The organism is Propionivibrio pelophilus DSM 12018 (assembly GCF_059569095.1).
On sequence record NZ_JCANUT010000033.1, the window covers coordinates 14,731 to 41,621 of the forward strand.

The window sequence follows — 26,891 nt, forward strand, 5'->3', positions numbered from 1 at the left end:
GACGATTATAGCGAGCCAAGCCGGTCGGGCAAATCGAGAACGCTCCGGATTTGAACGTCTGCACAGGGCGGCCTGCGCGTGCTTCGCGTCACCCAGACGGTTTTCATGCCGAGCCGCTTGGCGGTCATCAGGTTGGGTAGTGTGTCCTCGACCATGATGCAGCGGCGCGGGTCGAGACTCTCGCTACGGAGAACACGCAGAAAACCCTGGATTGCCGGCTTGGGCTGGTAACGCAATTGCTCGACGGAGTAAACGGCACTGAAGCAGCGGCGGATGCCGATGATGTCCAGAATGGCCTCGGTGTAGTGGATGGGTGCGTTGGAAAAGATGATTTTCCGCCCGGGGAGGCGCCGAAGCGTCGCCTTCAACGGACTCTCTGCGACCACCATGCGGCTGAGGTCGGGAAACTGGTGGGTGTGGTGCAGGAAATGGCGCGGATCGACGTCATGGTGGCGCATCAGGCCGAGCAGCGTCGCGCCGTAGCGCCGCCAATAGTGCTGCCGGAGTTGCGTCGCGGCGGCTTCGTCCAGGTCCAGATGGCGACAGATGTAGTCGCGCATCGATCGCCCGATGTGCGGGAAGATGTGCGCGCTGGCGTTATGGAGGGTGTTGTCGAGATCGAAGAGCCAGGTACGTGGGCGGGAAATGACCTGGTTCGACAAGGTGTGCTCCCGCCCGCTGTGGCTCAACTGTTTCTTAGCTGCTGCGGATCATCGTGCCGACACCGCGGCTGGTGAGGATTTCGAGCAACAGGGCATGTTCGACACGGCCGTCGATGATATGGACACTCTTCACCCCGCTGCGCGCGGCGTCCAGCGCGGAGCCGATCTTCGGCAGCATGCCGCCGTGCAGCGTGCCGTCCTCGACCATGGCGTTGATCTGCGCCGGGGTGACGTCGGTCACCAGTTTTCCGTCCTTGTCGAGGACGCCCGGGGTGTTGGTCAGCAGCACCAGTTTCTCGGCGCGAAGCACTTCGGCGATCTTGCCGGCGACGACGTCGGCGTTGATGTTGTAGGTTTCGCCGTCCTCGCCGACGCCGATCGGCGCGATCACCGGAATGAAGGTGCCGGCTTCGAGGTGGCTGATCAGCGAGGGGTCGATCTGGGTGATGTCGCCGACCATGCCGATGTCGATCAGGTCGTCCTGCTTGTCGCGATTCTGCAGGTACAGCTTCTTCGCCCGGATCATCCAGCCGTCCTTGCCGGTCATGCCGACCGCCTTGCCACCGGCCTGGTTGATGAGGTTGACCACATCCTTGTTGACCTGTCCGCCGAGCACCATTTCGACGATTTCCATCGTTTCGGTATCGGTGACGCGCATGCCCTGGATGAACTCGCCTTTCTTGCCTACGCGGGTCAGCAGATTTTCGATCTGCGGACCGCCACCGTGGACCACGACGACGTTGAGGCCGACGAGCTTGAGCAGCACGACGTCACGCGCGAAGCACTGTTTCAGCTTCTCGTCGATCATGGCGTTGCCGCCGAATTTGACGACGATCGTCTTGCCGTGGAAACGCTTGATGTAGGGCAGCGCTTCTGCAAGGATGGCGGCTTCCTGCGCGGGGGTATTCTGTGCGGTGGTCATGGTCCGGTTCCTTTCAAAGACTGCCGGATTTTACTCGCCGGGGGGGTAAATAAAAAGCGAGGCGCAAGCCTTCGCCGAGTCAGCGCGCACGGCGTGTCAGGCGCTCCGGGAGCGCGAGGATCGCTTCGCGATTGGTCCAGGAAAAACATTTCTCGGCCGCCGCCTGCCATGGGAGCCAGCCGTAGGCGAGGTGTTCGTCGGGGGCGATGCGTACGGGCCCGGGGCTCGGCACTTCGAGCGAAAAAACGTGTTCGGTGTTATGGCTGACGCCCGGGGCGTAGCGGTGGCGCCATTCGGCGAAGATTTCGAAAACGTTGGTGACATCCCAGTCGGTGAAGTGTTCGGCCGGTGCAACGAGGCCGGTTTCCTCTTCCACTTCTCGCCGGGCCGTTGCGAGAAGCGGTTCACCGTCCTCCTGGCTGCCGGTGACTGACTGCCAGTACCCTGCGTGCGATGTCCGTTCCAGCAACAGGACCTGCAGGTCGGGCGTGTGAATGACGACGAGGACGGAAACCGGTCGCTTGAAGCTCATGTCACTGTCGGCAGTGTCGCCAAGCCGTCGGCTCTCAGGTCGTAGAAGATCCAGAAGGGGACGCCATTGCTGCGCCACTCTTCGATCACTGCGGCAAGCACCTCGTTGAACTGGCGAAAAGGTGTGCCGGAGGCGTGCAACGAGTCGGCGCCGGCAATGATCAGCACGTATCCCGCGGCCTCGTGCCATGAAAAATCGGTGAGACAGTCCTTGAGCGCGTCGAGGTTGGCGCCGTACCACTCCGGCAAATTCAGTGCCTCGCCAAAACCGGAGAGGATCGTCGGCATCTCGGCGGCGTCACGCAGATCGACGCGGAAGCACGGGTAGTCAAGCGAATCGGCTGCCCCCTGAAGCGGGCCGATCCCGCTTGAGGGAAGGTGGTAAATGCCACAAAGCTCGGGCTTTGCCAGCAGCTTGCGCAACGTTTCCGTCTTCATGCCTGTTCTTTACTCCTGGATGCGGCGAAAACTGCGGTAATGGTCGTGCGTGTAATAGTACTCGCTGGATCGCGTGACGTCGTGATTGCGCCCCCTGCCTGCGACGATTCGGCGGGCGCCACGATCGCGGCTGCCGGGCGTCGGAACGGTGTATTCGCGGTAGTATCCGCGGGAACGTAAGGGAAGTCGCTTCTCGAAGTTGCCGAAGGTGCTGCCATCCTTGCGTGGGTAGGGGAACGGGCCGCCACGTTTGATCAGGTCGAGCGTTTGCCGGGCTTCGGGAGGCAGGTCGGCCAGCAGGACCGAATCGATTTTTCCGCTTGCCGAGGCGTCGCGAGCAAACGCCGGCAGGTTGAAACAAAAACCGGCTAACGCCAGAAAGGCCGTTAGCCGGAGGATTGCTGCAAACCGCTTCATCGGTCTCAGGTTTTGGAGCCTTCGCCCGCGGTTTCAACTTTTTGCCGCAACCGGATGTGCAGTTCGCGCAGTTGCTTCTCGTCCACCGGGCTGGGGGCGTTGGTCAGCAAACACTGGGCGCGCTGGGTCTTCGGGAAGGCAATCACGTCACGGATCGATTCGGCGCCGGTCATCATCGTGACGATGCGATCCAGACCGAAAGCCAGCCCGCCGTGTGGTGGCGCGCCGTACTTGAGTGCGTCGAGCAGGAAGCCGAACTTGAGTTCCGCTTCCTCATCACTGATGCCGAGTGCCTTGAATACCTGCTCCTGAACATCGGCGCGGTGGATACGCACGGAACCGCCCCCGAGTTCCCAGCCGTTGAGCGCCAGGTCGTAGGCCTTGGCGAGGCACTTGCCCGGGTCGGTGGCGAGCAGCGGGAGATGTTCGTCCTTCGGGCTGGTGAAGGGGTGGTGACAGGCGACCCAGCGCTTGTCCTCCTCGTCGTAATCGAACATCGGGAAGTCGACGACCCACAGCGGTTCCCAAGCCTTGCCGTTGAGGAAGCCCTTTTCGTGGCCGATCTTGATCCGCAGGGCACCGAGTGCGTCGTTGACGACCTTGACCTTGTCCGCGCCGAAGAAAATGAGGTCGCCGGACTGCGCGCCGGTGCGCTCGATGATTGCCTTCAGCGCGGCTTCGTTCAGGTTCTTGACGATGGGCGACTGCAGCCCGGTCTCGTTGATCTGCGTGACGTCGTTGACCTTGATGTAAGCCAGTCCCTTGGCGCCGTAGATGCCGACGAATTGCGAGTAGGCGTCGATTTCACCACGGGTCAGGCCAGCGCCGCCGGGGATGCGCAGGCCAGCCACGCGTCCGCCCTCGCTGTTGGCTACAGTGGCGAACACCTTGAACGGCACGTCCTTGACCGCGTCGGTCAGTTCGGTCAACTCCAGCGTGACGCGCAGGTCTGGCTTGTCAGAGCCGAAACGGTGCATGGCCTCGGCGTAGGAGATGCGCGGGAACGGATTCGGCAGGTCGGCGTTGATCGCGTCCTTGAAGACGTAACGAACCAACTCCTCCATGATGCCGGTGATTTCCTTTTCGCCCAGGAACGAGGTCTCGATATCGACCTGGGTGAATTCCGGCTGACGGTCGGCGCGCAGGTCTTCGTCGCGGAAGCACTTGGTGATCTGGTAGTAGCGGTCATAGCCGGCAACCATCAGCAGCTGCTTGAACAGTTGCGGCGATTGCGGCAGGGCGAAGAACTGGCCGGAATGGACACGCGACGGCACCAGGTAATCACGGGCGCCTTCGGGTGTGCTCTTGGTCAGCATCGGTGTTTCGATGTCGATGAAGCCGGCGTCGTCGAGGAAGCGACGGAACGCGCGTGCCGTCTTGTAGCGCAACAGCATGTTCTTCTGCATCTGCGGGCGGCGCAGGTCGAGAACGCGGTGCGTCAGCCGGACGTTTTCGGACAGGTTGTCGTCGTCGAGGCTGAACGGCGGCGTCACCGAGGGGTTGAGCACGTCGATGGCGTGGCAGAGGATTTCCACTTCGCCGCTCGGCATGTTCGGGTTGATCGTTCCTGCCGGACGGGCACGGACGACACCGGTGATCTTCAGGCAGAACTCGTTGCGCACCGATTCGGCGATGGCGAACATCTCCGGGCGATCGGGGTCACAGACCACCTGGGCCAGCCCTTCACGGTCACGCAAATCGATGAAAATGACCCCGCCGTGGTCACGCCGGCGATGCGCCCAGCCACACAGGGTGACTTCCTGGCCGATCGTCTGTGAATTGAGTTGTCCGCAATAATGGGTTCGCATGTTAATCAAGAATGGAGTTGGTTGACTGGTTAGGGCTTTTTCGGGTGCGCGGGTGGCGCGACGACGCCCATCGAAATAATGTACTTGAGTGCTTCGTCGACGTCCATGTCTAGTTCGATGACATCCCGCCGGGGAAACATCAGGAAGAATCCCGACGTCGGGTTTGGCGTCGTGGGAACATAGACGCTGACATGCTCGCCGTCGAGATGGTTGACGACGTCGCCTCCGGGGTCGCCCGTAAGAAAGGCGATGGTCCACGATCCCTGGTGCGGGTATGGCACCAGCAGAGGCTGGCGAAAGGCCATCCCCGACGGCGAGAGAAGTGTGTCCGAAACCTGTTTGACGCCGTTGTAGAGCGAGTTGACGACCGGGATGCGGGCGAGCAGCTTTTCCCACCACGCTACCAGTCGCTGGCCGATGATGTTCGCCGCGAGAATCCCCGTCGCCAGAATGATCAGCAGCGTGACGACGATTCCCGCGCCGGGGATGTCGAAGCCGAGCAGGCTGTGCGGATGGATGGTGGGCGGGAGAAGTCGCAGGGACTGGTCAGCAACACTGGCGATCAGCGACAGAACCCAGGCGGTGATCGCCAGTGGGACCCAGATCAGCAGCCCGGTGATGAAATAGCGCTTGATCAACTGGCCGCGCACGCAGTTGCTCCCGGGCAGACCTCGCAGGCTGGGGAGCTTTCCTTTTTGGGCGAAGAGTTGCTGCCGTTGCCGCCTTTGAAGTCGGTGGCATACCAGCCGGTCCCCTTGAGCTGGAAGCCGGCGGCCGTCAGTTGTTTTTCATAGGTTTCATGGTTGCATTCCGGGCAGGTGACCAGCACCGGATCGCTCATTTTCTGCAAGTGATCTTTTTCAAAGCCGCAAGAGGAGCAGCGGTAGGCATAGATCGGCATGGCATTCGTTCCATCTGCAACAAAGTCGTTGATTATACCCGAAGGAGACTGGCTACATCGGGCTCGCGGAACCGGAAATTGGGCCGAACGCCATGATTTCAAGGCGTTTATTCATGCGAGCTGGCGAACACTATCTGCTTACATCAGCAGCAGATACTGGCGCGTGATCTCTTCCCCCCAGAACAGCGCGAGCAATCCTGCCGTCGCGAGATAGGGGCCGAAGGGGATTGGAACGTTCCGGCCCTTTTTGGCCAGGATGATCAGCAGGATGCCGATGATTGCGCCGACCAGCGAGGAAAGAAGCACGATGAGCGGGAGCATCTGCCATCCCAGCCAGGCGCCGAGTGCGGCGAGCAGCTTGAAATCGCCATACCCCATTCCCTCTTTTTTGGTTAGCAGTTTGAAAGCCCAGTAAACCGACCAGAGGGAAAGGTAGCCGGCCATCCCGCCGATGACCGCCGTGGGCAGGTCGGCGAATACCCCGTGCAGGTTGAACAGCAAACCGCACCAGAGCAAGGGGAGCGTGATGGCATCGGGAAGGTAGGTGGTGTCGAAGTCGATGAACGCCAGCGCTATCAGCGACCAGATAAGCAGGATGGCTCCCAGTGCGCTCCAGTCGAAACCGAAATGCGCCGCGGCGAAGCCGGTCAGGAGTCCTGTCAGGGCTTCAACGATCGGATACCGCGCCGATATGGGCGCGCGGCAGTGGGCACACTTCCCGCGCAGTGCCAGCCAGCTGACGATCGGAATGTTTTCAAGCGCGCCGATGCCGTGTCCACACACCGGGCAGCGGGAGCGAGGTCGCAATAGTGATAGCGGTTCGGCCTCAGGGACATCCTCGCCACGCAGTTCCGCGCACTGGGTCTGCCACTCGCGCTCCATCATTCTGGGTAGTCGATGAATCACGACATTAAGGAAGCTTCCGACCAGCAGGCCCAGCAGGCCGGCAACGAACGGGAAAATATTGGGCTGAGTCAGTGCTTCCAAAGAAAATCCTCGCGTCGTGATCTGCTAAACAACCGCGCCAAGCTTGAAAATCGGCAGATACATGGCGATGACCATGCCGCCAATCAGAGTGCCGAGCACAACCATGATGATGGGCTCCATGAGGCTTGATAAGGCCTCCACAGCATCGTCGACTTCGGCCTCGAAAAAGTCCGCGACCTTGCCGAGCATGGCATCGAGCGATCCTGATTCCTCTCCGATGGCCACCATCTGGGTAACCATGTTCGGGAACAGGTTGGTGTTCTGCATCGCCGAGGTCAGGCTGGTTCCCGTGGCGACTTCGCCCTGGATCTGCTTCGTTCCCTGCTTGTAGACGTAGTTGCCGGCGGCACCGCCAACCGAATCCAGCGACTCCACGAGCGGGACGCCAGCGGCGAACATGGTGGACAGTGTGCGAGTCCAGCGCGCCATGACGGCCTTGCGGATGATCGGGCCGAACAGCGGCAGGCGAAGGAAAAACCTGTCCATCATGAACTGCATCTTCTCGGAGCGTTTCCAGGTGTAGAAGAAGGCGAAAAGCCCCCCGCCGATGCTGCCGAAAATCGCCCACCAATAGGCGACGAAGAAGTCGGACATGGCGATGACCATCAGCGTTGGCGTGGGCAGGTCGGCGCCAAAACTGGTAAATACGTTCTTGAATGCGGGGATGACGAAGATCATGATCACCGCGGTGATGATGAAGGCGACGATGATCACCGCAATCGGGTAGAAGAGCGCCGCTTTGATCTTCGACTTGATGGCGAGCATCTTTTCCTTGTAGGTCGCCAATCGGTCTAGCAGTGTTTCCAGAATGCCGGCCTGTTCGCCCGCGGCGACAAGGTTGCAATAGAGCGCGTCAAAGTGCAGCGGAAACTTGCGGAATGCTTGCGACAGCGAACTTCCCGTTTCGACGTCTGTTTTTATATCCAGGAGCAATTTGCCGACGGACGGGTTGTCGTGTCCCCGTCCGACGATGTCGAACGTCTGCAGCAGTGGTACGCCCGACTTCATCATCGTTGCCAGTTGTCGCGTGAACAACGCAATGTCCTTTTCGGAGACCTTCCTTCCGCCTCTGAATTTCTGTTTTGAAATCTTCGTGACCAGGATGCCTTGCCGGCGCAAGGTGGCGTTGACCACGGCTTCGCTGGCCGCCCGCTGTTCCCCACGAACGATTTTTCCGGCCTTGTTTTTTCCGACCCACAGGTACGTGAATTCCTTGGCCTCCCGTCCGCGTCTGGCTGCTTGTGCCGCTGTTGCCATGTTGTCCCCTTTGTTTTTCAGGCGTTGGTACTGCCGAGGACTTCCTCGAGCGAGGTTAGCCCTTGCATTACTTTGCGCAACCCGGAGCGCCTCAGGTCGTTGACTCCCTCTCGACGCGCCTGTTCGGCAATGTCCAGCGATGTTCCATTACTCATGATGATGCGTTGAATGCTTTCTGTTACTGGCATGACCTGATAGACCCCGACGCGTCCCTTGTAACCGGAACCCTTGCATCGATCGCATTCACCCGGTTCATACAAGACCCAGTCACCATCAAGGTCCTCTTCGGTGAATCCGGCGTTCAGCAAGGTTTCTTCCGGTGTGTCGATCGGGCGCTTGCATGTGCACAATCGGCGGACCAGTCGCTGTGCGGTGATCAGCAGGACGCTGGAGGCTATGTTGAATGTGGGTACGCCCATGTTCATCAAGCGCGTGAGCGTCGACGGGGCGTCGTTGGTGTGCAGTGTGGATAACACCATGTGCCCCGTTTGCGCTGCCTTGATGGCAATTTCGGCGGTTTCCAGATCGCGGATTTCACCCACCATGATGATATCCGGATCCTGCCGCAGGAAGGCTTTGAGCGCGACGGGGAAGGTCAGTCCCTGGCGGTCATCGATGTTGACCTGGTTGATTCCGGGCAACGCGATTTCGGCCGGATCCTCTGCCGTGGAGATGTTGATTCCCGGTTTGTTGAGGATGTTCAGGCAGGTGTAGAGCGACACGGTCTTGCCCGAGCCGGTTGGGCCGGTGACCAGAACCATACCGTAGGGGCGCTGAATGGCGTCGAGGAGGAGTGCCTTCTGCTCCGGTTCGTAACCAAGCATGTCGATTCCCAGCGTGGCGCTGCTGGGGTCGAGAATCCGGAGGACGATTTTTTCTCCGTACATCGTCGGGAGGGTGCTGACCCGGAAATCGATGGCGCGGCTCTTCGACAACACCAGGCGCATGCGCCCGTCTTGCGGAACGCGTTTTTCGGCGATGTTCAGGCGGGAAATCACCTTGATGCGCGATGCAATCTTTTCCTTGATCGCCAGAGGGGGGGATGCAATTTCGCGCAGGATTCCGTCTATGCGGAAACGAATGCGGTAGTTCTTTTCGTAAGGTTCGAAATGAATGTCTGATGCCCCGTCGTTGATCGCATCGAGCAGCATCTTCTGGATGAAACGAACGACGGGAGCGTCGTCGACCTCGACGGAAGCTGCTTCGTCGTTTGCCTTGTCGGCGGCGTCTTCGTCAGTGAACTCGAGATTGATGTCCTCGCTGACCAGGTTCTTGAGCGTCTCTTCGGCTGACTCGGAAAGCGTCGTAACGAGCGGCGAGAGAATCGTTTCATCGACAATGACCGGGTCGACGGCCAGGCCCGTCTGGAAGCGGATCTCGTCGAGTGCGCGCAGGTTGGTCGGGTCGGCGATCGCGACGGCGAGCCTGTTGCCGCGCTTGTGCAGCGGGATGACGCGATGGGTTGCGATCAGCTTTTTGTCGATTGCCGACTTGAGGATGTGCGCCTCGTCGAAAGCGCCCAGATCAAGTAACGGATAGCCGAAGGTCTCGGCGGCAAAGCGGGCGATTTCGCTGCCGCCAATCTTCTTCGAGTTGACAAGTTGCTCGATGAATGTGGTCCGGGTGGCAGAGGCCTGCGATGCCAGTGTTTCAGCTTCGCTTTCACGAATCCGCCCGGCTTGAACCAGCGCACGTGCGAGACCGCTCAAGGCCGAGTGTTGGGGATTTGCTGCCATGTCTGCCTGATGATTAGACCCGGGAAGTGGATGTGCATAGGAAAAATGCCAGAAGGATCATGCAATGAGTTTCCCGGTTTGTAAAGCCGGGAGGGTGGGAGCGATTGCTTCTGAGTACTCTGCCAAATCTCATATTCTTCCGAGCACTATCTCCGATACGAAACGGGTTCCTATATAGGCGAGGAAGAGAAGAAGGAAGCCGGCAAGTGTCCACCGCTGGGCAATTCTTCCGCGCCACCCGTAGATTTTTCTGCCGAGCAGGAGTGCTGCGAATACGCCCCATGAGGCAATGGCGAATACGGTTTTGTGGTCCAGGGTGAAGGCCTTGTCGAAAATCTCCTCCGAGAAAAAAACACCGCTGACGAGCGTGAGTGTCAGCAACAGGAAGGCGATGCCGATCAGGCGAAACAGCAATGTTTCCATGGCAAGAAGCGGCGGGGCGCTCAAACGGCCGGCTTCCAGCGGGTTTTGATGAAGTTTTCGCTCGATGAGGCCCATGAACAGGGCGTGCAGGGCGGAAAGCGTTACCAGGCTGTAAGCCAGCATGGCGGTGAGGATATGTGCCTTGAATTCCGGCGAGGCGGCATGGGTGATTTCGTGGGTTTGCCGGAACAGCGCGGGCGACAGGGCGGCCGCGGCCGCCAGCGGCAGGATCAGCGGCAGCATTCCCTCCATCCGCGAACGGACACTGTCCAGCCAGTAAATGAGCACCGCCAGCCAGAGCATCAACGAGAAGGCGATGCTGAACGAGAAGCGCAGGGAGCCTGTAGAGAACAGGCTTTCGTACAGGCCGAACCCCTGCAGCGTCAGCGCCGCGGCGAGGACGAGCCGTTCCAGTCCGTGCCTTGTGTGGCCCGCCGAGTCAGACGAATTCACCCGTCGCGTTTGCCAGAAACGAATGCCTAACCCGGCATAAAGCAGGGCAGCAGCGATGTGGAAGGCGAGGTGCAGTAGAATGTCCGGCATTTTTCAAGTCTACACCAAGCCGGAAATCAAATGCTCGACAACCTGACCCAGCGCCTCTCCCGCGTCATGAAGAACTTGCGCGGGGAAGCGCGCTTGACCGAAACCAACATCGCCGATGCGTTGCGCGAGGTTCGCCTTGCCCTGCTGGAAGCCGATGTGGCGCTGCCCGCCGTCAAGGCGTTCATTACTGCCGTCAAGGAGAAGGCTGTCGGCGAGGAGGTGATCGGCTCGCTGAGTCCGGGGCAGGCGCTTGTCGGCGTTGTGCACCGCGAACTGACCGCGCTGATGGGCGAAGCGCACACCGGCCTCAATCTGGCCACGACGCCGCCGGCGATCGTCCTGATGGCCGGCCTGCAGGGGGCGGGGAAGACGACCACGGTCGGCAAGCTGGGGAAACTGCTGAAGGAAACGCAAAAGAAAAAGGTTCTGGTGGTTTCCTGTGACGTCTACCGGCCGGCCGCTATCGAGCAGTTGAAGACGGTTGCCGAACAGGCGCAGATCGATTTCTTCCCGTCGTCCCCAAGTGAGCAACCAGTACTTATCGCCCGGAATGCGGTTGACTGGGCAAGGCGGCATTTCTACGACGTGCTGCTCGTGGATACCGCGGGGCGTCTGTCGATCGACGAGGCGATGATGAAGGAAATCGCCGAGTTGCATGCGGCGCTCAAGCCGATCGAAACGCTTTTTGTCGTCGATGCCATGCTCGGGCAGGACGCCATCAACACGGCCAAGGCCTTCAACGAGGCCTTGCCGCTGACCGGCGTGATCCTGACCAAACTCGACGGCGACTCCCGCGGCGGTGCGGCGCTGTCGGTTCGCCACGTGACGGGCAAGCCGATCAAGTATGCCGGCGTGGGCGAAAAACTCACCGGTCTGGAATTGTTCCATCCGGAACGGATGGCCTCGCGTGTCCTCGGGATGGGGGATGTGCTGTCGTTGATCGAGGATGCACGAAAAGGGATCGACGAGGCGAAGGCGGTCGAGTTTGCCAAAAAGCTCAAGTCCGGGAAGAACTTCGACCTCAACGACTTCAAGGAGCAGATCGGGCAGATGCGCAAGATGGGCGGCATCACCTCGATGCTCGACAAGCTGCCGGCGCAGTTTGCTCAAGCGGCCAGCCAGATGCCGGTCGGGGGCGAGGACAAGGTGATCGGGCGCATCGAAGGGATCATCAATTCGATGACCCCCGGCGAGCGGAGCAAGCCGGAATTGATCAAGGCCTCGCGCAAGCGGCGGATTGCCACGGGCGCCGGGGTTCAGGTTCAGGAAGTCAACCGCTTGCTCAAGCAATTCGAGCAGACGCAGAAAATGATGAAGCAGTTCTCGAAAGGCGGAATCGGCAAATTGATGCGCGGGATGAAAGGAATGCTTCCCGGTATGCGCTAAAGCGACGCGGGAGTCTTTTTTCGCGTCGCCACGGTCTGGCGTGTGTTCGTGTAGGACCACTGCTTTTGCCAGGCGCCGTTCACGAGATTCGGGTATTCGGCGCGGCCGAGGCTGCCGTTGTAGCGGCCCAGTGCCCGGAAGAGGTCCCCTTTTTCGATGTCCAGATAGTGGCGCAGGATCGTGCAGCCGTAACGCAGGTTGGTGCGCAGGTGGAAAAGATTGTCGTCGCTGCGGCCGATCAGCTTGACCCAGAACGGCATCACCTGCATGAAACCGCGCGCGCCGGCCGACGATACGGCGTATTTCTTGAAACCGCTCTCAACCTGGATGAGGCCCAGAACGAGTTGCGGGTCGAGCCCGGCGCGAGTTGCTTCATAGTGAACAGCGCGCAGGAATTCGTGCCGGCTTTCCCGGTTCGGAATGCGTCGTTCCAGCCGCCTGGACATCTCCGTCATCCAGTCGATGGCGTCGATTGGGGAGCGGAATGAGCTCGTCAGCGGCGCCTGGTCGGCGATCGAGCGGGACAGCGCACCACGCACGCTGTCCGACAGCGGCTCGTATTTCTGCGCCCCGGCCATGGCGAAGGCCGGGAGCGTCAGCAGGACAACGATGAAGATCAGTCGGTGCACAGTCTGGCTTTGAGGAACGTGCCGATCGCGTCCAGCGGAACCATCTCCGCCTCGGCATCCGTCCGCCCCTTGTACTCCAGCTTGCCTTCCGCGAGTCCGCGTTCGCCGACGACGATCCGGTGCGGGACGCCGATGAGTTCCATGTCGGCGAACATGACGCCCGGCCGTTCGTTGCGATCATCGAGCAGGACGTCGATTCCGCATGCCTTCAGATCAGCGTAGAGCTTGTCGGCCGCCGCCTTGACGGCTTCGCTCTTCGCGTAGCCCATCGGTACGATGCATGCCTCGAACGGCGCAATGGCGCGCGGAAAGATGATCCCCTTCTCGTCGTGGCATTGCTCGATGGCCGCGCCAACAATGCGCGAAACGCCAATCCCGTAGCAGCCCATTTCCATGATCTGGCTTTGGCCGTTGACGTCGAGGAAGCAGCACTTGAGCGCTTCCGCATATTTCTTGCGCAACTGGAAGATATGGCCGACCTCGATACCGCGGCACAGTTCGAGCTGTCCTTTTCCGTCCGGGGAGGGGTCGCCGGCGAGGACGTTGCGGAAGTCGGCGACCGCCGCCGGCTCCGGCAGGTCGCGCCCGAAGTTGACGCCGGTCAGGTGGAATCCCGCCTCGTTGGCGCCGCAGATGAAGTCACTCATCGCCGCAGCTGTCCGGTCTGCGAAAACCGGAACGTCGCCGATACCGACCGGGCCGAGATAGCCGGGTTGGCAGCCGAGCGCGGCGATGATTTCGTCGTCACGGGCGAAGCGGAAGTCGCCGACGATTTTCTGCGTCTTGATTTCGTTGAGGTCGTGATCGCCGCGCAGCAGGATCATGGCGAATTGGGCGGCGGCTTCGCCGTCCGGCGTGCGCATGATGGCGATGGCCTTGACCGTTTGGGTCAGGGCGGCGCCGAGAAACGCAGCGACATCCTCGCACCGGGTTTTCTCCGGGGTGGCGACTTTGGCCATGGCTTCAGCCGCGGCCGCTCGGGGGGCTGTGGGCGCAAGCGCCTCGGCGAGTTCGACGTTGGCGGCGTAGTCGGAGCTCGGACAATAGGCGATCGCGTCTTCGCCGGAGTCGGCCAGAACGTGGAATTCGTGCGAGCCCGTGCCGCCGATCGAGCCGGTGTCGGCGGCCACGGCGCGGAACTTCAACCCCAGGCGGGTGAAGATGCGCGAATAGGTGTCGAACATGTTGCGATATTCGCGCTGCAGGTCATCGTAGCTGGTATGAAACGAGTAGCCGTCCTTCATCAGGAATTCGCGCCCGCGCATGACGCCGAAACGCGGCCGGATCTCGTCGCGGAACTTCATCTGCACCTGATAGAAATGCACGGGCAGCTGGCGGTAACTTTTTACTTCCTTGCGCACGATGTCGGTGATGACTTCCTCGTGCGTCGGGCCGATGACGAAGTCGCGCTGATGTCTATCCTTGAGGCGCAGCAACTCGGGGCCGTACTTTTCCCAGCGGCCGGATTCCTGCCAGAGTTCCGCCGGCTGCACGGCGGGCATTGACAGCTCTATGGCGCCGGCTCGGTCCATCTCTTCGCGGACGATGTTCTCGACCTTGCGCAACACACGCAGGCCCAGCGGCATCCAGGTGTAGATGCCTCCGGCCAGGCGCTTGATCAGGCCGGCGCGCATCATCAGCTTGTGGCTGACGATTTCGGCGTCCGAGGGGGCTTCCTTGAGGGTGGAAATGAAATAGTTGGAGGTGCGCATGATCGATGGTCTCAGCAACGGCGAGGAAAAAAGCGGATTCTACAAGACTGCGCGCCAATGGCTTGCCTTTCCAAGCGTTTCGAAATGTGAAAAAATCCGGGCAACCAATACATTTGCAGGTACAAACCAAATGCTCGATCGTGAAGGCTATCGCCCCAACGTCGGCATCATCCTCTGTAACGCGAAAAACGAGGTCTTCTGGGGCAAGCGAATCCGTGAGCATTCCTGGCAGTTTCCGCAAGGTGGCATCAAGCGTGGGGAAACTCCCGAGCAGGCGATGTACCGGGAACTCCATGAAGAAGTCGGTTTGCTGCCGGAGCACGTTGCCGTCCTGGGCAGAACCAAGGACTGGTTGCGTTACGATGTGCCGATCCACTGGGTAAAGCGCGAATGGCGCGGGAGTTACCGCGGGCAGAAGCAGATCTGGTTCCTGTTGCGGTTGGTCGGGCGCGATTCCGATGTGTCGCTGCGGGCAACCGACCATCCCGAATTCGATGCCTGGCGCTGGAGTACCTACTGGGTCTCCCTCGACGCGGTGATCGAGTTCAAGCGCGGCGTATACGAGCAGGCTCTCAACGAGTTGGCGCGCTTTCTCGATGCCGACCGTCGGCAGTCGAGACGCGATGCTTTTCGCCAGCGGGGCGCGGGGCAAACGGAGGTGGCAAGGTAGTGCGGCCGAAAAATGTTTTCTCTGCGGCATGGGGGAAGGTGCGTGCCCGTGTGACGGCTCCATCCGTCTTCCTGCTGATGGCCTTTCTGCATTTTTCAGCGGCAGGAGCCTCCGATCCGTTTGATAGTGAATTCGACGAGAAGCCGTGGTCCGAAATCGAGGTGCAGTTGCCAGCGTTCCCGAGTGAGGAGAATCTGATTCCCTTCCAGGTCGGGGCGGTCCGCGACCGGCAGTTCTTCGTGGACGGCGCTTCGATCTCGATCGGGAGTGACGAGGTTATCCGTTTCTCGGTTGTGGTGGTCAGTCCTTCTGGGGCGCGGAATATCAGTTATGAAGGGATGCGCTGTGTCACCGGCGAGCGGCGGTTGTATGCCTTCGGTCGGTCCGATCGAACCTGGTCCAAGGCGCGCAGCAACAACTGGATCAAGATCAAGGGGAGTGGCAATCAGTATCCCGTGGCTTTGTTTGTTGACTACTTCTGCTCGGTTGGGACGCGGACAATAATGACGCCCGACGATGCGGTGCGTGCCTTGCGTTACGAACGTTGAAGTGCTTTTCGATTGCAGAGGCTTGAATGGTTGACGATCTGATCATCGGTTTTGACAAGGCTTTGCGCACCCTGTTTGCCAAGGCGGTATCGCCGCGTGGAATTCCTGGAAGTGATCTTCCGGAACCTGAGATGTCCGCGGCTGAGAAGGCGCATGTCGCGGCGTTGATGCGCGTCAATCATGTCGGCGAGATTTGCGCCCAGGCCTTGTATCAGGGGCAGGCGATCGTCTGTCATGACGAAGGTGTGCGCGCTTCGCTGAATCATGCCGCCGATGAAGAGACCGAGCATCTGGCCTGGACCGAGCAGCGCATTGCCGAACTCGGCGGGCGGAAAAGTTACCTCAACCCTGTCTGGTACGCCGGGGCGCTGTCCTTCGGCATGCTTGCCGGAAAGTTCGGCGATGGCTGGAACCTCGGCTTTCTGGCCGAAACAGAACGACAGGTGGAGGCCCATCTTGAAGGGCATCTGGGCTTGCTGTCCGCAGAGGATGGCAAGTCACGGGCCATTGTTTCCCAGATGAAGGCCGACGAAGTGGCGCACGCAGAAATGGCAGTGGGCCTCGGGGCGAGGGAACTGCCGGTGCCGGTGAAGGCGGCGATGCGCCTCGCCGCCAAGGTCATGACGACGGTGGCCTACAGGTTGTAGCGAGATTCAGGCGGAGGTCTCCACGATTTCGAAGTCGTGCGTGATCTCGGCGGTCTTGCCCAGCATGATCGACGCCGAGCAATATTTCGATTTCGACAGCTCGATGGCTCGCGCCACGGCTTCCGGCTTGAGTTGCCTGCCGCTGACCTTGAAGTGAAAGTGGATCCGGGTGAAAACCTTTGGCTCCGTCTCGGCGCGTTCGGCATGCAGGCTGACCTCGCAGCCGGTCACCGCATGGCGGCCTTTCTTTAGGATCGAGACGACGTCGAACGACGTGCAGCCGCCAGCGCCGGCCAGGAGCAGTTCCATTGGCCGCGGCGCCATGTCACGCCCCCCGGCCTCGGGTGCGCCGTCCATGACGATCGCGTGTTTGCTCCCCGTCTCCGCCAGAAAAGACATCCCGCCTTCGATCCATTTGACCGTGCAATCCATAAGCTTCCTTTGCTCCATTCGGGCGAAAAAAATGATATTAAAACACCGATTGACATGCGCTGGATGCTTGCAATAGAATGTGCGGCTTTCCGTTATCAGGCATACAAGGACGGCTTTAGAAATGAAGACTTTCTCCGCCAAGTCGCATGAAGTGAAGCGCGAGTGGCTCGTGGTTGACGCCACAGACAAGGTGCTCGGCCGGCTCGCGACCGAGATCGCCCGCCGCCTGCGTGGCAAACATAAGGCAGAATTCACCCCGCACGTGGACACTGGCGATTTCGTCATCGTGACCAATGTGGAAAAGTTGCGCGTGACCGGCAACAAGGCCGACGACAAGATGTACTACCGTCACACCGGCTTCCCGGGCGGCATCTACGAAACCAACTTCAAGAAAATGCAGCAGCGTTTTCCTGGTCGCGTGCTCGAAAAGGCTGTCAAGGGCATGCTGCCCAAGGGGCCGCTGGGCTATGCGATGTTGAAGAAAATGAAGTGCTATGCGGGCGATACGCATCCGCATGCGGCGCAACAGCCCAAAGTTCTGGAAATTTAAGAGGTCGAAATGGCTGAAAACTACTATTACGGAACCGGGCGTCGCAAGAGTGCCGTCGCTCGCGTGTTCATGAAGCGCGGCTCGGGCAATATCGTCGTCAATGGCAAGCCGATCGACGAGTTCTTCTCGCGCGTGACCGGGCGCATGATCGTGCGTCAGCCGCTCGAATTGGTCGATCAATCGGCCGGGTTCGACATTCTGGTGAATGTTTCTGGTGGTGGCGAGTCCGGGCAAGCCGGCGCTGTTCGTCACGGCATCACCCGTGCGCTGATCGAATACGATGCCGAGCTCAAGGGCGTTCTGTCGAAGGCCGGGTTCGTGACTCGCGATGCGCGTGAGGTCGAGCGGAAGAAGGTTGGTCTGCACAAGGCGCGTCGTCGCAAGCAGTTCTCCAAGCGCTGATTCAGCATTCCACGCGTTCCGCGTGGGGTTGTTCATCAAGGCCGTCCTTCGGGGCGGCTTTGTGTTTTTGGGGGAGGCAGACTATCATTCGCCTCCTGCCAAGGAGGATGAAATGATCAAGGTTGGTATCGTAGGCGGCACCGGCTATACAGGTGTCGAGCTCTTGCGCTTGTTGGCCCAGCACCCGGCGGTTGAACTTTCCGCCATCACTTCGCGCGGTGATGCCGGCACGCATGTCGCTGCCATGTTCCCCAGTTTGCGCGGACGCGTCGATCTCGCGTTCGAAGATCCGGCAAAGGCCGATCTCAAAGCCTGTGATCTGGTCTTTTTTGCCACGCCCAACGGTGTTGCCATGCAGCAAGCCCCTGACTTGCTCGATGCCGGGGTGCGGGTCATTGATCTGGCTGCGGACTATCGTATCGCCGATGTCGCCGAATGGGAAAAATGGTACGGCATGAAGCACGCCAGTCCGGAATGGGTGGCGAAAGCGGTTTACGGTCTGCCGGAAGTGAATCGCGAGGCAACGCGTTCGGCCCGTCTCGTGGCCAATCCTGGCTGCTACCCGACCGCGGTGCAGCTTGGTTTCGCACCGCTGGTTGAAGCTGGCCTCGTCGAGATTGGCGGTCTCATCGCCGATGCCAAGTCGGGTGTTTCCGGAGCCGGACGCAAGGCGGAGGTCTCGTCGCTGTTCTCCGAGGCATCCGATAATTTCAAGGCCTATGGCGTGCCGGGGCATCGCCATCTTCCGGAAATTCGTCAGGGATTGTCGCGTCTGTCGAAGAACGGTCCTGTCGGGCTGACTTTCGTGCCTCACCTGACTCCGCTTATCCGCGGTATCCACGCGACGCTTTACGCCCGCATTACTGGCGAAGCTGATTTCCAGGCGCTCTACGAGCAGCGTTATGCCGCCGAGCCGTTCGTCGACGTGCTCCCGGCAAAGACCCATCCGGAGACCCGCTTCGTCCGGGCCTCAAACCTGTGCCGGATTTCCGTGCATCGGCCGCAGGGCGGGGATACGCTGGTGGTTCTCTCGGTAATCGACAATCTAGTCAAGGGGGCTGCCGGTCAGGCCGTACAGAACATGAACATCATGTTCGATCTGCCGGAAACCGAAGGCTTATGGCAGCTCCCGGTGCTGCCGTAAGGATTCGCCGGTTACGCCAGCGCTTCGGCATTACCGCGCCGCGCCTGGCCATCCGGGCGCATGTCGCGTGGTACTGGCGCGCGCTCCTTGCGGTTGCTGTCATCTCCGTGTCTCTTGCCGCGGCCGCATGGATTTACGATGCTGGGCGGAAAATGGCCGGCTATCACGCTGTCGAGCCGGTCGAAGAACTTCAGTCGCTGCGCAACTATGTGATGGAACTCGATACGGAATTGACCAAGCTGCGCGGCCTGGTCGGGTCGGGGGAGAGTAGTCTGCAGATGGAGCGGGCCGCCCAGCGCAAGCTGGCAAGCCAGCTTCGGCTACTGGAGAGCGAGAACGCCGCGTTGCGGGAAGACCTGGCGTTTTACGAGGGGCTTTTGCCCGGTGCGCCGCAAACGACGGAGAGTGGTGTCCGGATCGACAGGTTGCGAGTCGAGACGGCCGGAGCGGAAGGCGATTTTCTTTATCGGCTGTTGGTGGTCGTCGCCGATCAGCGCCGAGGCGGCGGGTTCAAGGGGGTGCTTGCCTTGCGCGCAATGATTGTGCAAAACGGAAAGAAGGCGACCATCGATATTCCCACGCAGGCGAAGGGAAGTTTGGAGGTCAAGCGCTTCCATCGTATCGAGGGGGCTTTTGCCATTCCCGCCGGGGCACGCCTGCTCGGCGTGGAGGCCAACCTGGTGCAGGATGGCAAGGTGCGCGCCACGCAGTCGGCAATGCTCTGAGAGTGTTTTGCCGAATTTTTAACAGGGAGAACGCATGTTTGGAGAGAAGAAGGGCAAAACGCCTCAGAACAGCATCGACAGCCTCATTGGTTCCGCCACCCGCGTCGAAGGGAATGTATTCTTTTCCGGGGGCTTGCGTGTCGATGGCACTGTGCGCGGAAACATCAGTTGCGAAAATCCCCGGGAAGGGACGCTCGTCGTCAGCGAAAAGGCCTGTGTCGAGGGCTCCATTACGGTCGGCCATGTGGTGATCAATGGCACTGTGATCGGCCCCGTGGTCGCCGGGGAGTCGCTGGAACTTCTCCCTTCGGCCCGAGTCACAGGTGACGTCGAGTATCATCGCATCGAGATGCAGCAGGGCGCGGTAATCGAAGGAAAGCTGCTCCATCGCAACAGCGCAGTAGTGGAGAGCGTGCCGGAAGTGCCTGGTAGTGCGAGCGAGTAGGAAAGATCGTGGCCGTGATGGCCGTTGATAAGGACTGAAACGGAAGGAAAGAGATGAACACCTCAGCAGATATGCCCATGCCTTTTATCTTCACCGACAGCGCGGCCAACAAGGTCCGTGAACTGATCGAAGAGGAGGGCAACCCCGAACTGAAGCTGCGCGTTTTCGTGACCGGCGGTGGTTGCTCCGGTTTCCAGTATGGCTTCACGTTCGACGAAGAAGCGGCCGATGACGATACCGCGATGGTCAAGAACGGTGTCACCCTGCTCGTCGATCCGATGAGCTACCAATACCTCGTCGGTGCCGAGATCGATTACACTGAAGGGCTGGAAGGCTCGCAGTTTGTGATCAAGAATCCGAACGCTACCTCGACTTGCGGTTGCGGTTCGTCGTTCTCGGCGTAATCTTCAGTAATGCTCAAAAAGAAACACCGGCGCAGGCCGGTGTTTCTTTTTGAGCTTCGGTGTCTCGATTATTCCGCGCTGGCCAGCCGGATCTGCTTGGCCAGATCGAGATGCGCGTGCAGTGCCTGCGTTGCCGTGCGGAATTGTGCCAGTTGCGCCTTGTCCAGCGGGATCGCTGTTGGTAGCGCCACGGTGGCCGGGTTGATCTGTTTGCCGGCGATGCGGAACTCGTAATGGAGATGCGGGCCGGTGGCAACGCCGGTCTGGCCGACAAAACCGATCGTGTCGCCCTGGCTGATGCGGGTACCCTTGCGGACGCCGGGCGCGAACCCGTTCAAGTGGCCGTAGGCGGTCGAGTAGTTCCCCCGGTGCTTGAGGACGATCAGGTTGCCGTAACCGCCCTGCCGGCCGGCGAAGTCCACTGTTGCATCGGCGACGGCGCGGACGCGGGTTCCGGTCGGGGCGCCGTAGTCGATGCCCTTGTGCGCCCGGGTGATGTTCAGCACGGGATGGCGCCGGGCGTTCGAAAAGCCGGAGGTTACGCGCGAGAACTCCAGCGGCGAGCGGAGAAAAGCCTTGCGCAAACTCTTGCCTTCGGCCGTGTAATAGCCGCCCCTCTCGCCACTGGCAAACCAGAAGGCCTGATAGGTAACTCCGTCGTTGACGAATTCCGCTGCGATCACCTTGCCGCCACGGACTTCCTGTCCGTTGTGGGTCAGCGATTCGTAGACGACCGAGAAGCGGTCGTCCTTGCGCAGGTCGCGGTAGAAATCGATGTCGCCGCTGAAGATTTCGGCAAGCTGGACGGCAACGCTGTCAGGAATGCCGGCCTCGTCGGTGGCGCCGAACAGCGAGTTGGTGATCTTTCCGGACTTGATCTGCAGGCTGGGTGAGAATTTTACGACCTTCTCGGTCGAGGCAAAGCCGGTCTCGTTCTTCTCGATGACCAGTGCCGAATCAGCGCTACCGAGTGGAAAGTGCAACGCCAGCAATTCCCCGCTGCCGGTCGTTTCGGCAGTGATCGACTTGCCGGGCCGGAGCTGCCGCGCGGCGCTGCGGGCCGCCGGATCCTGCTGGATGAAGGCCAGCGCCGCGGGGTCGGAAACGCCGAGGCGCATGAATAGGCTGCCGATCGTGTCGGAGCGCTGGATGCGTTCTTCGCGCAGGAAGGTTTCGTCAGCCTCGAGCGAGAGTGGCAGTACTTCGGGGTGGCCGAGCTGTTCGAGTACCGTCTCGATCGAGCCGGCCGGTGGCGCGCTGACCGGGGGGACTGCGGACGCGGCAACCATGCCGAGCAGGGCGATGGCGCCGAACGCACCGAGCGTCCAAGGGTGGCGGAGGCGGGTGGCCCAGTTGCTGCGAAAATGCCGGGTTGGGTTCTGTCTCGTGTCCATGGAAAAAACAGCCAAAAAAACTTTTGGGAGTCTAACAAAAAAACCGGTTGCGATGAATCGGCAACCGGGTATTTGAATTTTGAAATTCAACGTTCCCCGCAAAGAAGAGGCGCAAAGAACCTGCGAGAAAAGTGGGGTACAGGGATCGCAGCCGCTTGGTTCAGCGCTTTTCTCGACTTTCGGGTCTGTGCTGAGGTTTGCGGTTCAAGCGAAGGCGCAATCTGCCAGTTTTTTCATCTTCCGCCATAGCGTGACGCGGCTGATGCCCAGGCGGGTGCAGACTTCGTCGGCCGGGTACTTGGCCAGCAGGTTGCGGAGGATCTCCGATTCCATCTGCTTGAGCGAGGCGCATTCAGGGATGGTGATGAAGTCGGTTCGTGACGAGGCCCGCTCCTGGTCGCCCAGCACTTCATGGATGTGCCGGGCGTCGATCAGTTCATCGTCTCCGTAGGCCACCACTTCGGCGACGTTGCGCAGCTGGCGGATGTTGCCGGGCCAGGCGTAGGTTTGCAGCACATCTCTTGCCGCGTCGGTCAGGCGGGCATCGCGCCCGGCCTGGCCGGCGAAGCGACGCAGGTAGTGTTCGAAGATGGCCGGGATGTCTTCGCTGCGCGTGCGCAGCGGCGGCAGGCGCAGTCCGACGACGTGCAGGCGGTAGTAGAGGTCCTGGCGGAAGGCGCCAGTCTGCGTCTGCTGGAACAGGTCGCGGTTGGTGGCGGAGATGATGCGTACGTCGACCGGGATGATCTTGTCGTCGCCGATGCGCATGATTTCGCGTTCCTGCAGCACGCGCAGCAGGCGGCTCTGGATTTCCGGGGCGAGCTCGCCGATTTCGTCTAGGAACAGCGTGCCTTCGTGCGCGAGTTCGAACAGCCCGGGTTTCCCCCCTTTTCTCGCGCCGGTGAAGGCGCCGTCGACGTAGCCGAACAGTTCGCTCTCCAGCAGGCTCGGCGGGATCGAGGCGACGTTGACCGAGACGAACGGCCCCTGCTTGCGCCGGCTGTGGTTGTGGATGCTCTGCGCGAAGACTTCCTTGCCGGTACCGGTCTCGCCGTAGATCAGCAGGTTCGAGTCGTGCCCGGCGTAGGTCTTGGCGCGGGCGGTGAGCTGGCGGATGGATTCGGACTCGCCGATCACGTCGCCGAAGTGGTAGCGGGCGTAGAGGCCCTTCTTGTGGAACGACGAGCGGATCTTCGATTCGGAGGCCTGGATGCGCGTGACTTCGTGCAGGGTGATGACCTTGCCGCGCACGGCGTCGTCGAATTCCAGCGGGATGCTGCGGGCGATGACGTTGTTGCCGTTGATCGAGGTGACGAGTTCCTTTTCGCCGGAATCGAGGACCGACAGCGCGTGCTCGAAGTCCGGCGGGCTGGCCGGGCTGACCGCGCAGAGACGGCGCGCATGGCGGTTGAAGAAGTTGACCTCGTGCTCGGGGGTGAAGGCGATCACCGCTTCGTCGATGTTGTCGATGATCGCCGCCAGCTGCGCCGCCTGCAGCTTCTCCTGTTCCTTCGCCTTGATGATGCGCATGGCCTCGCGCAGCGCGGCGCGCAGCGAGGTCTTGCCGCTCTCCAGAAACACGGCTTCGAGCCCCAGTTCGCGCGCGGTGTTGAAGGCGACGCGGCAGCCGAGGAACGCCTGGAAGCCTTCGTCAGCCATCTGCCGGACCATCGCCGCGATGGCTTCTTCGCTTTCCTGCGGACGGATGCTGACCTGCGCGTCGAGGATGTTGAAGTTCCCGGCCGCGCCGCTGAACAGGTTGGGGTGGCTGACAATGCCGATGCGGCTGAAGCCCTTGCCGGTCAGCGTGCTCAGGTTGCTGAGCAGTTCGTTGAGCGACATGGCGATCTCGACGACGGTGATGCCGGGCACGCGCTTGGCCAGCTCGGCAAAGCCGCCGCGGGTGACGACGACCTCGGCCTCCGGGTATTCGCCAATATGGCGTACCACGCTGGCGTCGTCGGAGTCCCTGATCTCGATGCGGATGCCCAGCTCGCGGGCGACTTCCGGCGCGGTGTCGGAAATGCTCTGCATCGGGCTGAGCAGCAGGATGGATTGCATGGCGCGGCCTCCTCGAGGGCGTGAAGAGACGGGATGATGCCCGTTTCGTTTCAATAGTGCAATTTCAGGTGTTTCATAAATGAAAATATTGTAAATGATGATCTATATTAATCAATGGTTTACAGTTGGCATGCGTATTGCTAAATAGCCCTGGTGCAAACACGGTTACGTTTGTCACGTCATTTCAACCAATACCAATGAGGAGGACTCATGAACGTCATTCGCGCCAACAAGAAACTGCTGGGCATGCTGCTCGGCGTCGCTTTGTGCTTTGGCATGGGCAATGCGATTTCCGCCCAGTATTCGATCAAGATCGCGTACGAGAACAACCCGGGCGAACCGATCGACAAGGCGGTCAACGAGTGGGCCAAGCTGTTCGCGCAGAAGACGGGCGGCAAGGGGGAACTGAAGCTCTATCCGAGCTCGCAGCTCGGCTCGAAGAAGGACGTGATGGAGCAGATGAAGCTCGGCAGCGCGATCATCACCATCGCCGACGGTGGTTTCTTCGCCGACTACGTTCCCGATTTCGGCATCCTGATGGGGCCGTACCTGGGCAACGACTACAAGGACATCTTCAAGCTGGCCAAGACGCCGTGGTTCGCGGAAATGAACGACAAGCTGGCGGCCAAGGGCTTCCGCATCCTGACCTCCAACTGGCTCTACGGCACCCGTCACATGGTCACCAAGAAGCCGGTCAAGACGCCCGAGGATCTGAAAGGCCTGAAGATCCGCGTGCCGAACAACCGCATCCAGATTGACGCGATGAAGACGATGGGCGCCACCCCGACGCCGATGCCGCTGGGCGAAGTCTATCCGGCGCTGACCACCGGCGTGATCGACGGTGCTGAGAACCCGATCCCGGTGCTGTACGGCCAGAAACACCACGAGCCGGCCAAGTACCTGATCCTCTCCGGCCACCTCGACAACGTCAGCCAGTGGGTGACGAGCGACGCGTACTTCAAGAAGCTGCCGGCTGACATTCAGAAGGCGCTGACCGAATCGGCCGACGAAGCCGGCAACTTCATGACCAACATCATCCAGGTCGCCGAGAAGGAAACCATCGAGAAGATGAAGAAGGAAGGCGTGACGGTGATCGAGGTCGACAAGAAGGCCTTCCGCGAAGCCGCCAAGCCGACCTACACGCACTTCCCGGAATGGACGCCGGGTTTGTACGACAAGGTTCAGTCGTACCTGAAGTAATCCTTCACCGTCATTTTCCGGCGTAAGCCGGAAAACACCCACCGCAAAGGCGCGAAGGAGCAAAGGGAACGCTGGTTTATTGAAGATTCGTCATTCCGGCGAAGGCCGGAATCCAGAAAATGCAACGAACTGGATCCCGGCCTTCGCCCGGGTGACGGAGTCTTCAGTACTTCCGTGATCAGCCCCCCTCTTTCCTTTGAGCGACCTTTGCGTCTTTGCGGTGGGCTTTGAAGGCGTTCGCGACTGCCTGTCGGTCCCTGGCAGGCTGGAAATTCATTATCAAAAGGTGTCCTCATGGGATTTCTGAAAAATCTCGATGACTGGCTGGCCAAGCTGTTTACGGTCGCCATCGTCGTGATCACCATTCTTGCCGTGTTCATGCGCTACATCCTCAACGATCCGCTGCAATGGATCGAGGAAGTGCTCATCGCCCTCTATCTCTGGGCCATCATGTTCGGCGCCGCGTCGGCGATGAAGGGGCGCGGGCATGTCAGCATCGACGCCCTGGTGGTCAATCTGCCGAAATCGCTGCAACGCTATATCGGCTATTTCAACGATGTCGTCGGCATCGTCGTCCTCGTCACCTTCGGCTGGCTCGGCCTGGAGCTGTCGATGGCCGCCGGCGACAAGATCACGCCGATTCTTGGCTTCAAATACACCTACATCGACCTGGCCGTGCCGGTCGGTGCCTTCTGGATGGCCTTTTATCTGCTCCTGCACCTGATCGGGGACATCAAGAAATCTTCCCGGGGAGACAACTGACATGGCCGTGGGTATTGCATGCTTGCTTCTGCTGGTCGGGTTCGCCATCAACCTGCCGGTGTTCATCGCCGTCATCGGGGCGGTTCTGGCCTACTTCTTCATTGCCGGCGACGCGTCGCCGATCATCGCCGCGCAGCGGATCATCGGCGCCGGCGAGAACGTGACGCTGCTGGCGATTCCGTTCTTCATCTTCCTCGGCAACCTGCTCAACTACACCGGCATCACCCGGCGCATGCTCAAGCTCGCCGAAGTGCTGACCGGGCACTTCAAGGGCGGCCTGGCGCAGGCCAACGTGTTGCTGTCCACGCTGATGGGCGGCATGTCGGCGTCCAACCTGGCCGACTGCGCGATGCTGTGCAAGATGCTGGTGCCGGAAATGACCAAGCTCGGCTACAACAAGGCGTTTTCCTCGGCGGTGACCGCTGCCGGTTCGCTGATCACCCCGATCATCCCGCCGGGCATCGCGCTGATCATCTACGGCTACGTTGCCGACGTGTCGATCGGCAAGATGTTCATGGCCGGGGTCGTTCCCGGGTTGCTCTGTGCCTTCCTGTTGATGGTGGCGATCCGCATCGTCGCCGGCGTGCGCGGCTACAAGCCGGTGCGTGATCACGGGCCGCGCCTGGGTGAGTTCTGGGATGCGCTCAAGGAAGCCTCCGGGGCGCTCGTGCTGATCCTGGTCATCGTCGGCGGCATTCGCGTCGGCATCTTCACGCCGACCGAGGCCGGCGCCGTCGCCGTGCTGTACGTGATCATCATCGGTTCGCTGGTGTACAAGGAAATGAAGTTCGAGCACATCAAGCTCGCCCTGCTCGAGACGGCGCGGTCAACCGCCGGCGTGATGCTGATCATCATGGCCTGCTCGGCGTTCGCCTGGCTCCTGACCTGGGAACAGGTGGCGCAGGACGTGGCCCGTTTCATCACCAGCTTCTCGGCCAGCCCGGTGACCTTCCTGATCGCGCTGAACGTCCTGCTGCTGATCCTCGGCATGTTCATCGAGGGCAACGCGGCGATCATCGTGCTCGTTCCGCTGCTGATGCCGACGGTGAAGCTGCTGGGCATTGACCCGATCCAGTTCGGCATCATCATGATCCTGAACCTGGCGATCGGCTGCCTGACCCCGCCGATGGGCACGGTGATGTTCATCGCCAACGC

Annotated in this window: 30 protein-coding genes; 13 read left to right on the forward strand and 17 right to left on the reverse strand. The window is 60.6% G+C overall.

The features are described from left to right. Positions 1-5: 5 nt before the first annotated feature. From BO74_RS13485 to BO74_RS13540, 12 genes are all read right to left on the reverse strand, one after another. Entirely contained in the window at positions 6-662 is a 657-nt protein-coding gene (locus BO74_RS13485) for a pyrimidine 5'-nucleotidase (RefSeq protein ID WP_496442892.1), read from the reverse strand. Positions 663-696: 34 nt separating this feature from the next. Then, positions 697-1,584 carry an acetylglutamate kinase gene (argB, locus tag BO74_RS13490; protein WP_496442893.1) on the reverse strand — a complete coding sequence of 296 codons (888 nt, stop codon included), beginning with the start codon at positions 1,582-1,584 and terminating at the stop codon, positions 697-699. A gap of 79 nt (positions 1,585-1,663) precedes the next feature. Beyond that, positions 1,664-2,116: a dihydroneopterin triphosphate diphosphatase gene (nudB, locus tag BO74_RS13495; RefSeq protein ID WP_496442894.1), complete on the reverse strand. Its 453-nt coding sequence runs from the start codon at positions 2,114-2,116 to the stop codon at positions 1,664-1,666. Next, complete coding sequence (locus tag BO74_RS13500) at positions 2,113-2,553, reverse strand: barstar family protein (RefSeq protein WP_496442895.1); 441 nt, start codon at positions 2,551-2,553, stop codon at positions 2,113-2,115. Before BO74_RS13500 ends, nudB begins: the two co-directional genes overlap by 4 nt. A gap of 9 nt (positions 2,554-2,562) precedes the next feature. Continuing rightward, the gene (locus tag BO74_RS13505) at positions 2,563-2,970 is read right to left on the reverse strand and encodes a guanyl-specific ribonuclease (protein ID WP_496442896.1); all 408 of its coding nucleotides are present in this window, start codon (positions 2,968-2,970) and stop codon (positions 2,563-2,565) included. A gap of 5 nt (positions 2,971-2,975) precedes the next feature. Next, positions 2,976-4,778 carry an aspartate--tRNA ligase gene (gene aspS / locus BO74_RS13510; RefSeq protein WP_496442897.1) on the reverse strand — a complete coding sequence of 601 codons (1,803 nt, stop codon included), beginning with the start codon at positions 4,776-4,778 and terminating at the stop codon, positions 2,976-2,978. A gap of 29 nt (positions 4,779-4,807) precedes the next feature. After that, positions 4,808-5,413, reverse strand: coding sequence for a DUF502 domain-containing protein (locus BO74_RS13515; RefSeq protein WP_496442921.1), 606 nt, complete (start codon positions 5,411-5,413; stop codon positions 4,808-4,810). After that, a complete protein-coding gene (locus BO74_RS13520; protein WP_496442898.1) occupies positions 5,413-5,679 on the reverse strand; it encodes an FmdB family zinc ribbon protein in 267 nt (88 codons plus the stop codon). The genes BO74_RS13515 and BO74_RS13520 overlap by 1 nt, the downstream gene beginning before the upstream one ends. 138 nt (positions 5,680-5,817) lie before the next feature. Then, entirely contained in the window at positions 5,818-6,666 is an 849-nt protein-coding gene (locus tag BO74_RS13525; RefSeq protein ID WP_496442899.1) for a prepilin peptidase, read from the reverse strand. 24 nt (positions 6,667-6,690) lie between these two features. Further along, positions 6,691-7,923 carry a type II secretion system F family protein gene (locus BO74_RS13530; protein WP_496442900.1) on the reverse strand — a complete coding sequence of 411 codons (1,233 nt, stop codon included), beginning with the start codon at positions 7,921-7,923 and terminating at the stop codon, positions 6,691-6,693. Positions 7,924-7,940: 17 nt separating this feature from the next. Further along, a complete protein-coding gene (gene pilB / locus BO74_RS13535) occupies positions 7,941-9,659 on the reverse strand; it encodes a type IV-A pilus assembly ATPase PilB (protein ID WP_496442901.1) in 1,719 nt (572 codons plus the stop codon). Positions 9,660-9,788: 129 nt separating this feature from the next. Continuing rightward, the gene (locus BO74_RS13540; protein ID WP_496442902.1) at positions 9,789-10,625 is read right to left on the reverse strand and encodes a cytochrome C assembly family protein; all 837 of its coding nucleotides are present in this window, start codon (positions 10,623-10,625) and stop codon (positions 9,789-9,791) included. Positions 10,626-10,655: 30 nt separating this feature from the next. Between BO74_RS13540 and ffh the strand changes: the two genes are divergently transcribed. Then, complete coding sequence (gene ffh / locus BO74_RS13545; RefSeq protein WP_496442903.1) at positions 10,656-12,011, forward strand: signal recognition particle protein; 1,356 nt, start codon at positions 10,656-10,658, stop codon at positions 12,009-12,011. Here the strand turns inward: ffh and BO74_RS13550 are convergent. Beyond that, positions 12,008-12,589, reverse strand: a complete 582-nt coding sequence (locus tag BO74_RS13550; protein WP_496442922.1) for a lytic transglycosylase domain-containing protein — start codon at positions 12,587-12,589, stop codon at positions 12,008-12,010. The two genes, ffh and BO74_RS13550, sit on opposite strands and share 4 nt — an antisense overlap. A gap of 38 nt (positions 12,590-12,627) precedes the next feature. Then, positions 12,628-14,352 carry a proline--tRNA ligase gene (locus BO74_RS13555; protein WP_496442904.1) on the reverse strand — a complete coding sequence of 575 codons (1,725 nt, stop codon included), beginning with the start codon at positions 14,350-14,352 and terminating at the stop codon, positions 12,628-12,630. Positions 14,353-14,482: 130 nt separating this feature from the next. On the opposite strand from BO74_RS13555, the gene BO74_RS13560 reads away from it, so the two are divergent. From BO74_RS13560 to coq7, 3 genes are read left to right on the forward strand one after another with little or no spacing between them, the layout of a single operon-like run. Then, positions 14,483-15,022 (forward strand): RNA pyrophosphohydrolase, encoded by a 540-nt coding sequence (locus BO74_RS13560; RefSeq protein WP_496442905.1) that lies wholly within the window; start codon positions 14,483-14,485, stop codon positions 15,020-15,022. Then, on the forward strand, positions 15,022-15,570 hold the full coding sequence (locus BO74_RS13565; protein ID WP_496442906.1) for a CNP1-like family protein: 549 nt from the start codon (positions 15,022-15,024) through the stop codon (positions 15,568-15,570). The genes BO74_RS13560 and BO74_RS13565 overlap by 1 nt, the downstream gene beginning before the upstream one ends. A gap of 26 nt (positions 15,571-15,596) precedes the next feature. Continuing rightward, entirely contained in the window at positions 15,597-16,217 is a 621-nt protein-coding gene (coq7, locus tag BO74_RS13570; RefSeq protein ID WP_496442907.1) for a 2-polyprenyl-3-methyl-6-methoxy-1,4-benzoquinone monooxygenase, read from the forward strand. Between the two features lie 6 nt (positions 16,218-16,223). Here coq7 and BO74_RS13575 read toward each other — a convergent pair whose 3' ends face one another. Further along, positions 16,224-16,649, reverse strand: a complete 426-nt coding sequence (locus tag BO74_RS13575; protein ID WP_496442908.1) for an OsmC family protein — start codon at positions 16,647-16,649, stop codon at positions 16,224-16,226. A gap of 121 nt (positions 16,650-16,770) precedes the next feature. On the opposite strand from BO74_RS13575, the gene rplM reads away from it, so the two are divergent. From rplM to erpA, 6 genes are all read left to right on the forward strand, one after another. After that, positions 16,771-17,199 (forward strand): 50S ribosomal protein L13, encoded by a 429-nt coding sequence (gene rplM / locus BO74_RS13580; RefSeq protein ID WP_496442909.1) that lies wholly within the window; start codon positions 16,771-16,773, stop codon positions 17,197-17,199. Between the two features lie 9 nt (positions 17,200-17,208). Then, positions 17,209-17,601 (forward strand): 30S ribosomal protein S9, encoded by a 393-nt coding sequence (gene rpsI / locus BO74_RS13585; protein WP_496442910.1) that lies wholly within the window; start codon positions 17,209-17,211, stop codon positions 17,599-17,601. Between the two features lie 112 nt (positions 17,602-17,713). Beyond that, positions 17,714-18,745 (forward strand): N-acetyl-gamma-glutamyl-phosphate reductase, encoded by a 1,032-nt coding sequence (argC, locus tag BO74_RS13590; RefSeq protein WP_496442911.1) that lies wholly within the window; start codon positions 17,714-17,716, stop codon positions 18,743-18,745. After that, on the forward strand, positions 18,721-19,470 hold the full coding sequence (locus BO74_RS13595; protein ID WP_496442912.1) for a DUF6776 family protein: 750 nt from the start codon (positions 18,721-18,723) through the stop codon (positions 19,468-19,470). Before argC ends, BO74_RS13595 begins: the two co-directional genes overlap by 25 nt. 34 nt (positions 19,471-19,504) lie before the next feature. Beyond that, entirely contained in the window at positions 19,505-19,915 is a 411-nt protein-coding gene (locus BO74_RS13600; protein WP_496442913.1) for a bactofilin family protein, read from the forward strand. Positions 19,916-19,968: 53 nt separating this feature from the next. Continuing rightward, positions 19,969-20,319 (forward strand): iron-sulfur cluster insertion protein ErpA, encoded by a 351-nt coding sequence (gene erpA / locus BO74_RS13605; RefSeq protein ID WP_496442914.1) that lies wholly within the window; start codon positions 19,969-19,971, stop codon positions 20,317-20,319. Between the two features lie 68 nt (positions 20,320-20,387). On the opposite strand, the gene BO74_RS13610 is transcribed toward erpA, so the two are convergent. Both BO74_RS13610 and BO74_RS13615 read right to left on the reverse strand, forming a co-directional pair. Then, positions 20,388-21,713: a peptidoglycan DD-metalloendopeptidase family protein gene (locus BO74_RS13610; protein WP_496442915.1), complete on the reverse strand. Its 1,326-nt coding sequence runs from the start codon at positions 21,711-21,713 to the stop codon at positions 20,388-20,390. Positions 21,714-21,917: 204 nt separating this feature from the next. Then, positions 21,918-23,774: a sigma 54-interacting transcriptional regulator gene (locus BO74_RS13615; protein WP_496442916.1), complete on the reverse strand. Its 1,857-nt coding sequence runs from the start codon at positions 23,772-23,774 to the stop codon at positions 21,918-21,920. Positions 23,775-23,984: 210 nt separating this feature from the next. Between BO74_RS13615 and BO74_RS13620 the strand changes: the two genes are divergently transcribed. The 3 genes from BO74_RS13620 to BO74_RS13630 all read left to right on the forward strand — a co-directional run. Next, positions 23,985-24,974, forward strand: coding sequence for a C4-dicarboxylate TRAP transporter substrate-binding protein (locus BO74_RS13620; RefSeq protein WP_496442917.1), 990 nt, complete (start codon positions 23,985-23,987; stop codon positions 24,972-24,974). Between the two features lie 294 nt (positions 24,975-25,268). Next, a complete protein-coding gene (locus BO74_RS13625) occupies positions 25,269-25,736 on the forward strand; it encodes a TRAP transporter small permease (RefSeq protein ID WP_496442918.1) in 468 nt (155 codons plus the stop codon). Between the two features lies 1 nt (position 25,737). Then, the coding region (locus BO74_RS13630) for a TRAP transporter large permease (RefSeq protein WP_496442919.1) at positions 25,738-26,891 on the forward strand (1,154 nt) is incomplete at its 3' end.

Excerpts from the sequence above, each read along its gene's own strand:
- argB (WP_496442893.1), bottom strand. The coding sequence starts at position 1,584 with ATGACCACCGCACAGAATACCCCCGCGCAGGAAGCCGCCATCCTTGCA.
- nudB (WP_496442894.1), bottom strand. The coding sequence starts at position 2,116 with ATGAGCTTCAAGCGACCGGTTTCCGTCCTCGTCGTCATTCACACGCCC.
- BO74_RS13500 (WP_496442895.1), bottom strand. The coding sequence starts at position 2,553 with ATGAAGACGGAAACGTTGCGCAAGCTGCTGGCAAAGCCCGAGCTTTGT.
- BO74_RS13505 (WP_496442896.1), bottom strand. The coding sequence starts at position 2,970 with ATGAAGCGGTTTGCAGCAATCCTCCGGCTAACGGCCTTTCTGGCGTTA.
- aspS (WP_496442897.1), bottom strand. The coding sequence starts at position 4,778 with ATGCGAACCCATTATTGCGGACAACTCAATTCACAGACGATCGGCCAG.
- BO74_RS13520 (WP_496442898.1), bottom strand. The coding sequence starts at position 5,679 with ATGCCGATCTATGCCTACCGCTGCTCCTCTTGCGGCTTTGAAAAAGAT.
- BO74_RS13530 (WP_496442900.1), bottom strand. The coding sequence starts at position 7,923 with ATGGCAACAGCGGCACAAGCAGCCAGACGCGGACGGGAGGCCAAGGAA.
- pilB (WP_496442901.1), bottom strand. The coding sequence starts at position 9,659 with ATGGCAGCAAATCCCCAACACTCGGCCTTGAGCGGTCTCGCACGTGCG.
- BO74_RS13540 (WP_496442902.1), bottom strand. The coding sequence starts at position 10,625 with ATGCCGGACATTCTACTGCACCTCGCCTTCCACATCGCTGCTGCCCTG.
- ffh (WP_496442903.1), top strand. The coding sequence starts at position 10,656 with ATGCTCGACAACCTGACCCAGCGCCTCTCCCGCGTCATGAAGAACTTG.
- BO74_RS13550 (WP_496442922.1), bottom strand. The coding sequence starts at position 12,589 with ATGGCCGGGGCGCAGAAATACGAGCCGCTGTCGGACAGCGTGCGTGGT.
- BO74_RS13555 (WP_496442904.1), bottom strand. The coding sequence starts at position 14,352 with ATGCGCACCTCCAACTATTTCATTTCCACCCTCAAGGAAGCCCCCTCG.
- BO74_RS13560 (WP_496442905.1), top strand. The coding sequence starts at position 14,483 with ATGCTCGATCGTGAAGGCTATCGCCCCAACGTCGGCATCATCCTCTGT.
- coq7 (WP_496442907.1), top strand. The coding sequence starts at position 15,597 with ATGGTTGACGATCTGATCATCGGTTTTGACAAGGCTTTGCGCACCCTG.
- BO74_RS13575 (WP_496442908.1), bottom strand. The coding sequence starts at position 16,649 with ATGGATTGCACGGTCAAATGGATCGAAGGCGGGATGTCTTTTCTGGCG.
- rplM (WP_496442909.1), top strand. The coding sequence starts at position 16,771 with ATGAAGACTTTCTCCGCCAAGTCGCATGAAGTGAAGCGCGAGTGGCTC.
- rpsI (WP_496442910.1), top strand. The coding sequence starts at position 17,209 with ATGGCTGAAAACTACTATTACGGAACCGGGCGTCGCAAGAGTGCCGTC.
- argC (WP_496442911.1), top strand. The coding sequence starts at position 17,714 with ATGATCAAGGTTGGTATCGTAGGCGGCACCGGCTATACAGGTGTCGAG.
- BO74_RS13595 (WP_496442912.1), top strand. The coding sequence starts at position 18,721 with ATGGCAGCTCCCGGTGCTGCCGTAAGGATTCGCCGGTTACGCCAGCGC.
- BO74_RS13600 (WP_496442913.1), top strand. The coding sequence starts at position 19,505 with ATGTTTGGAGAGAAGAAGGGCAAAACGCCTCAGAACAGCATCGACAGC.
- erpA (WP_496442914.1), top strand. The coding sequence starts at position 19,969 with ATGAACACCTCAGCAGATATGCCCATGCCTTTTATCTTCACCGACAGC.
- BO74_RS13610 (WP_496442915.1), bottom strand. The coding sequence starts at position 21,713 with ATGGACACGAGACAGAACCCAACCCGGCATTTTCGCAGCAACTGGGCC.
- BO74_RS13615 (WP_496442916.1), bottom strand. The coding sequence starts at position 23,774 with ATGCAATCCATCCTGCTGCTCAGCCCGATGCAGAGCATTTCCGACACC.
- BO74_RS13620 (WP_496442917.1), top strand. The coding sequence starts at position 23,985 with ATGAACGTCATTCGCGCCAACAAGAAACTGCTGGGCATGCTGCTCGGC.
- BO74_RS13625 (WP_496442918.1), top strand. The coding sequence starts at position 25,269 with ATGGGATTTCTGAAAAATCTCGATGACTGGCTGGCCAAGCTGTTTACG.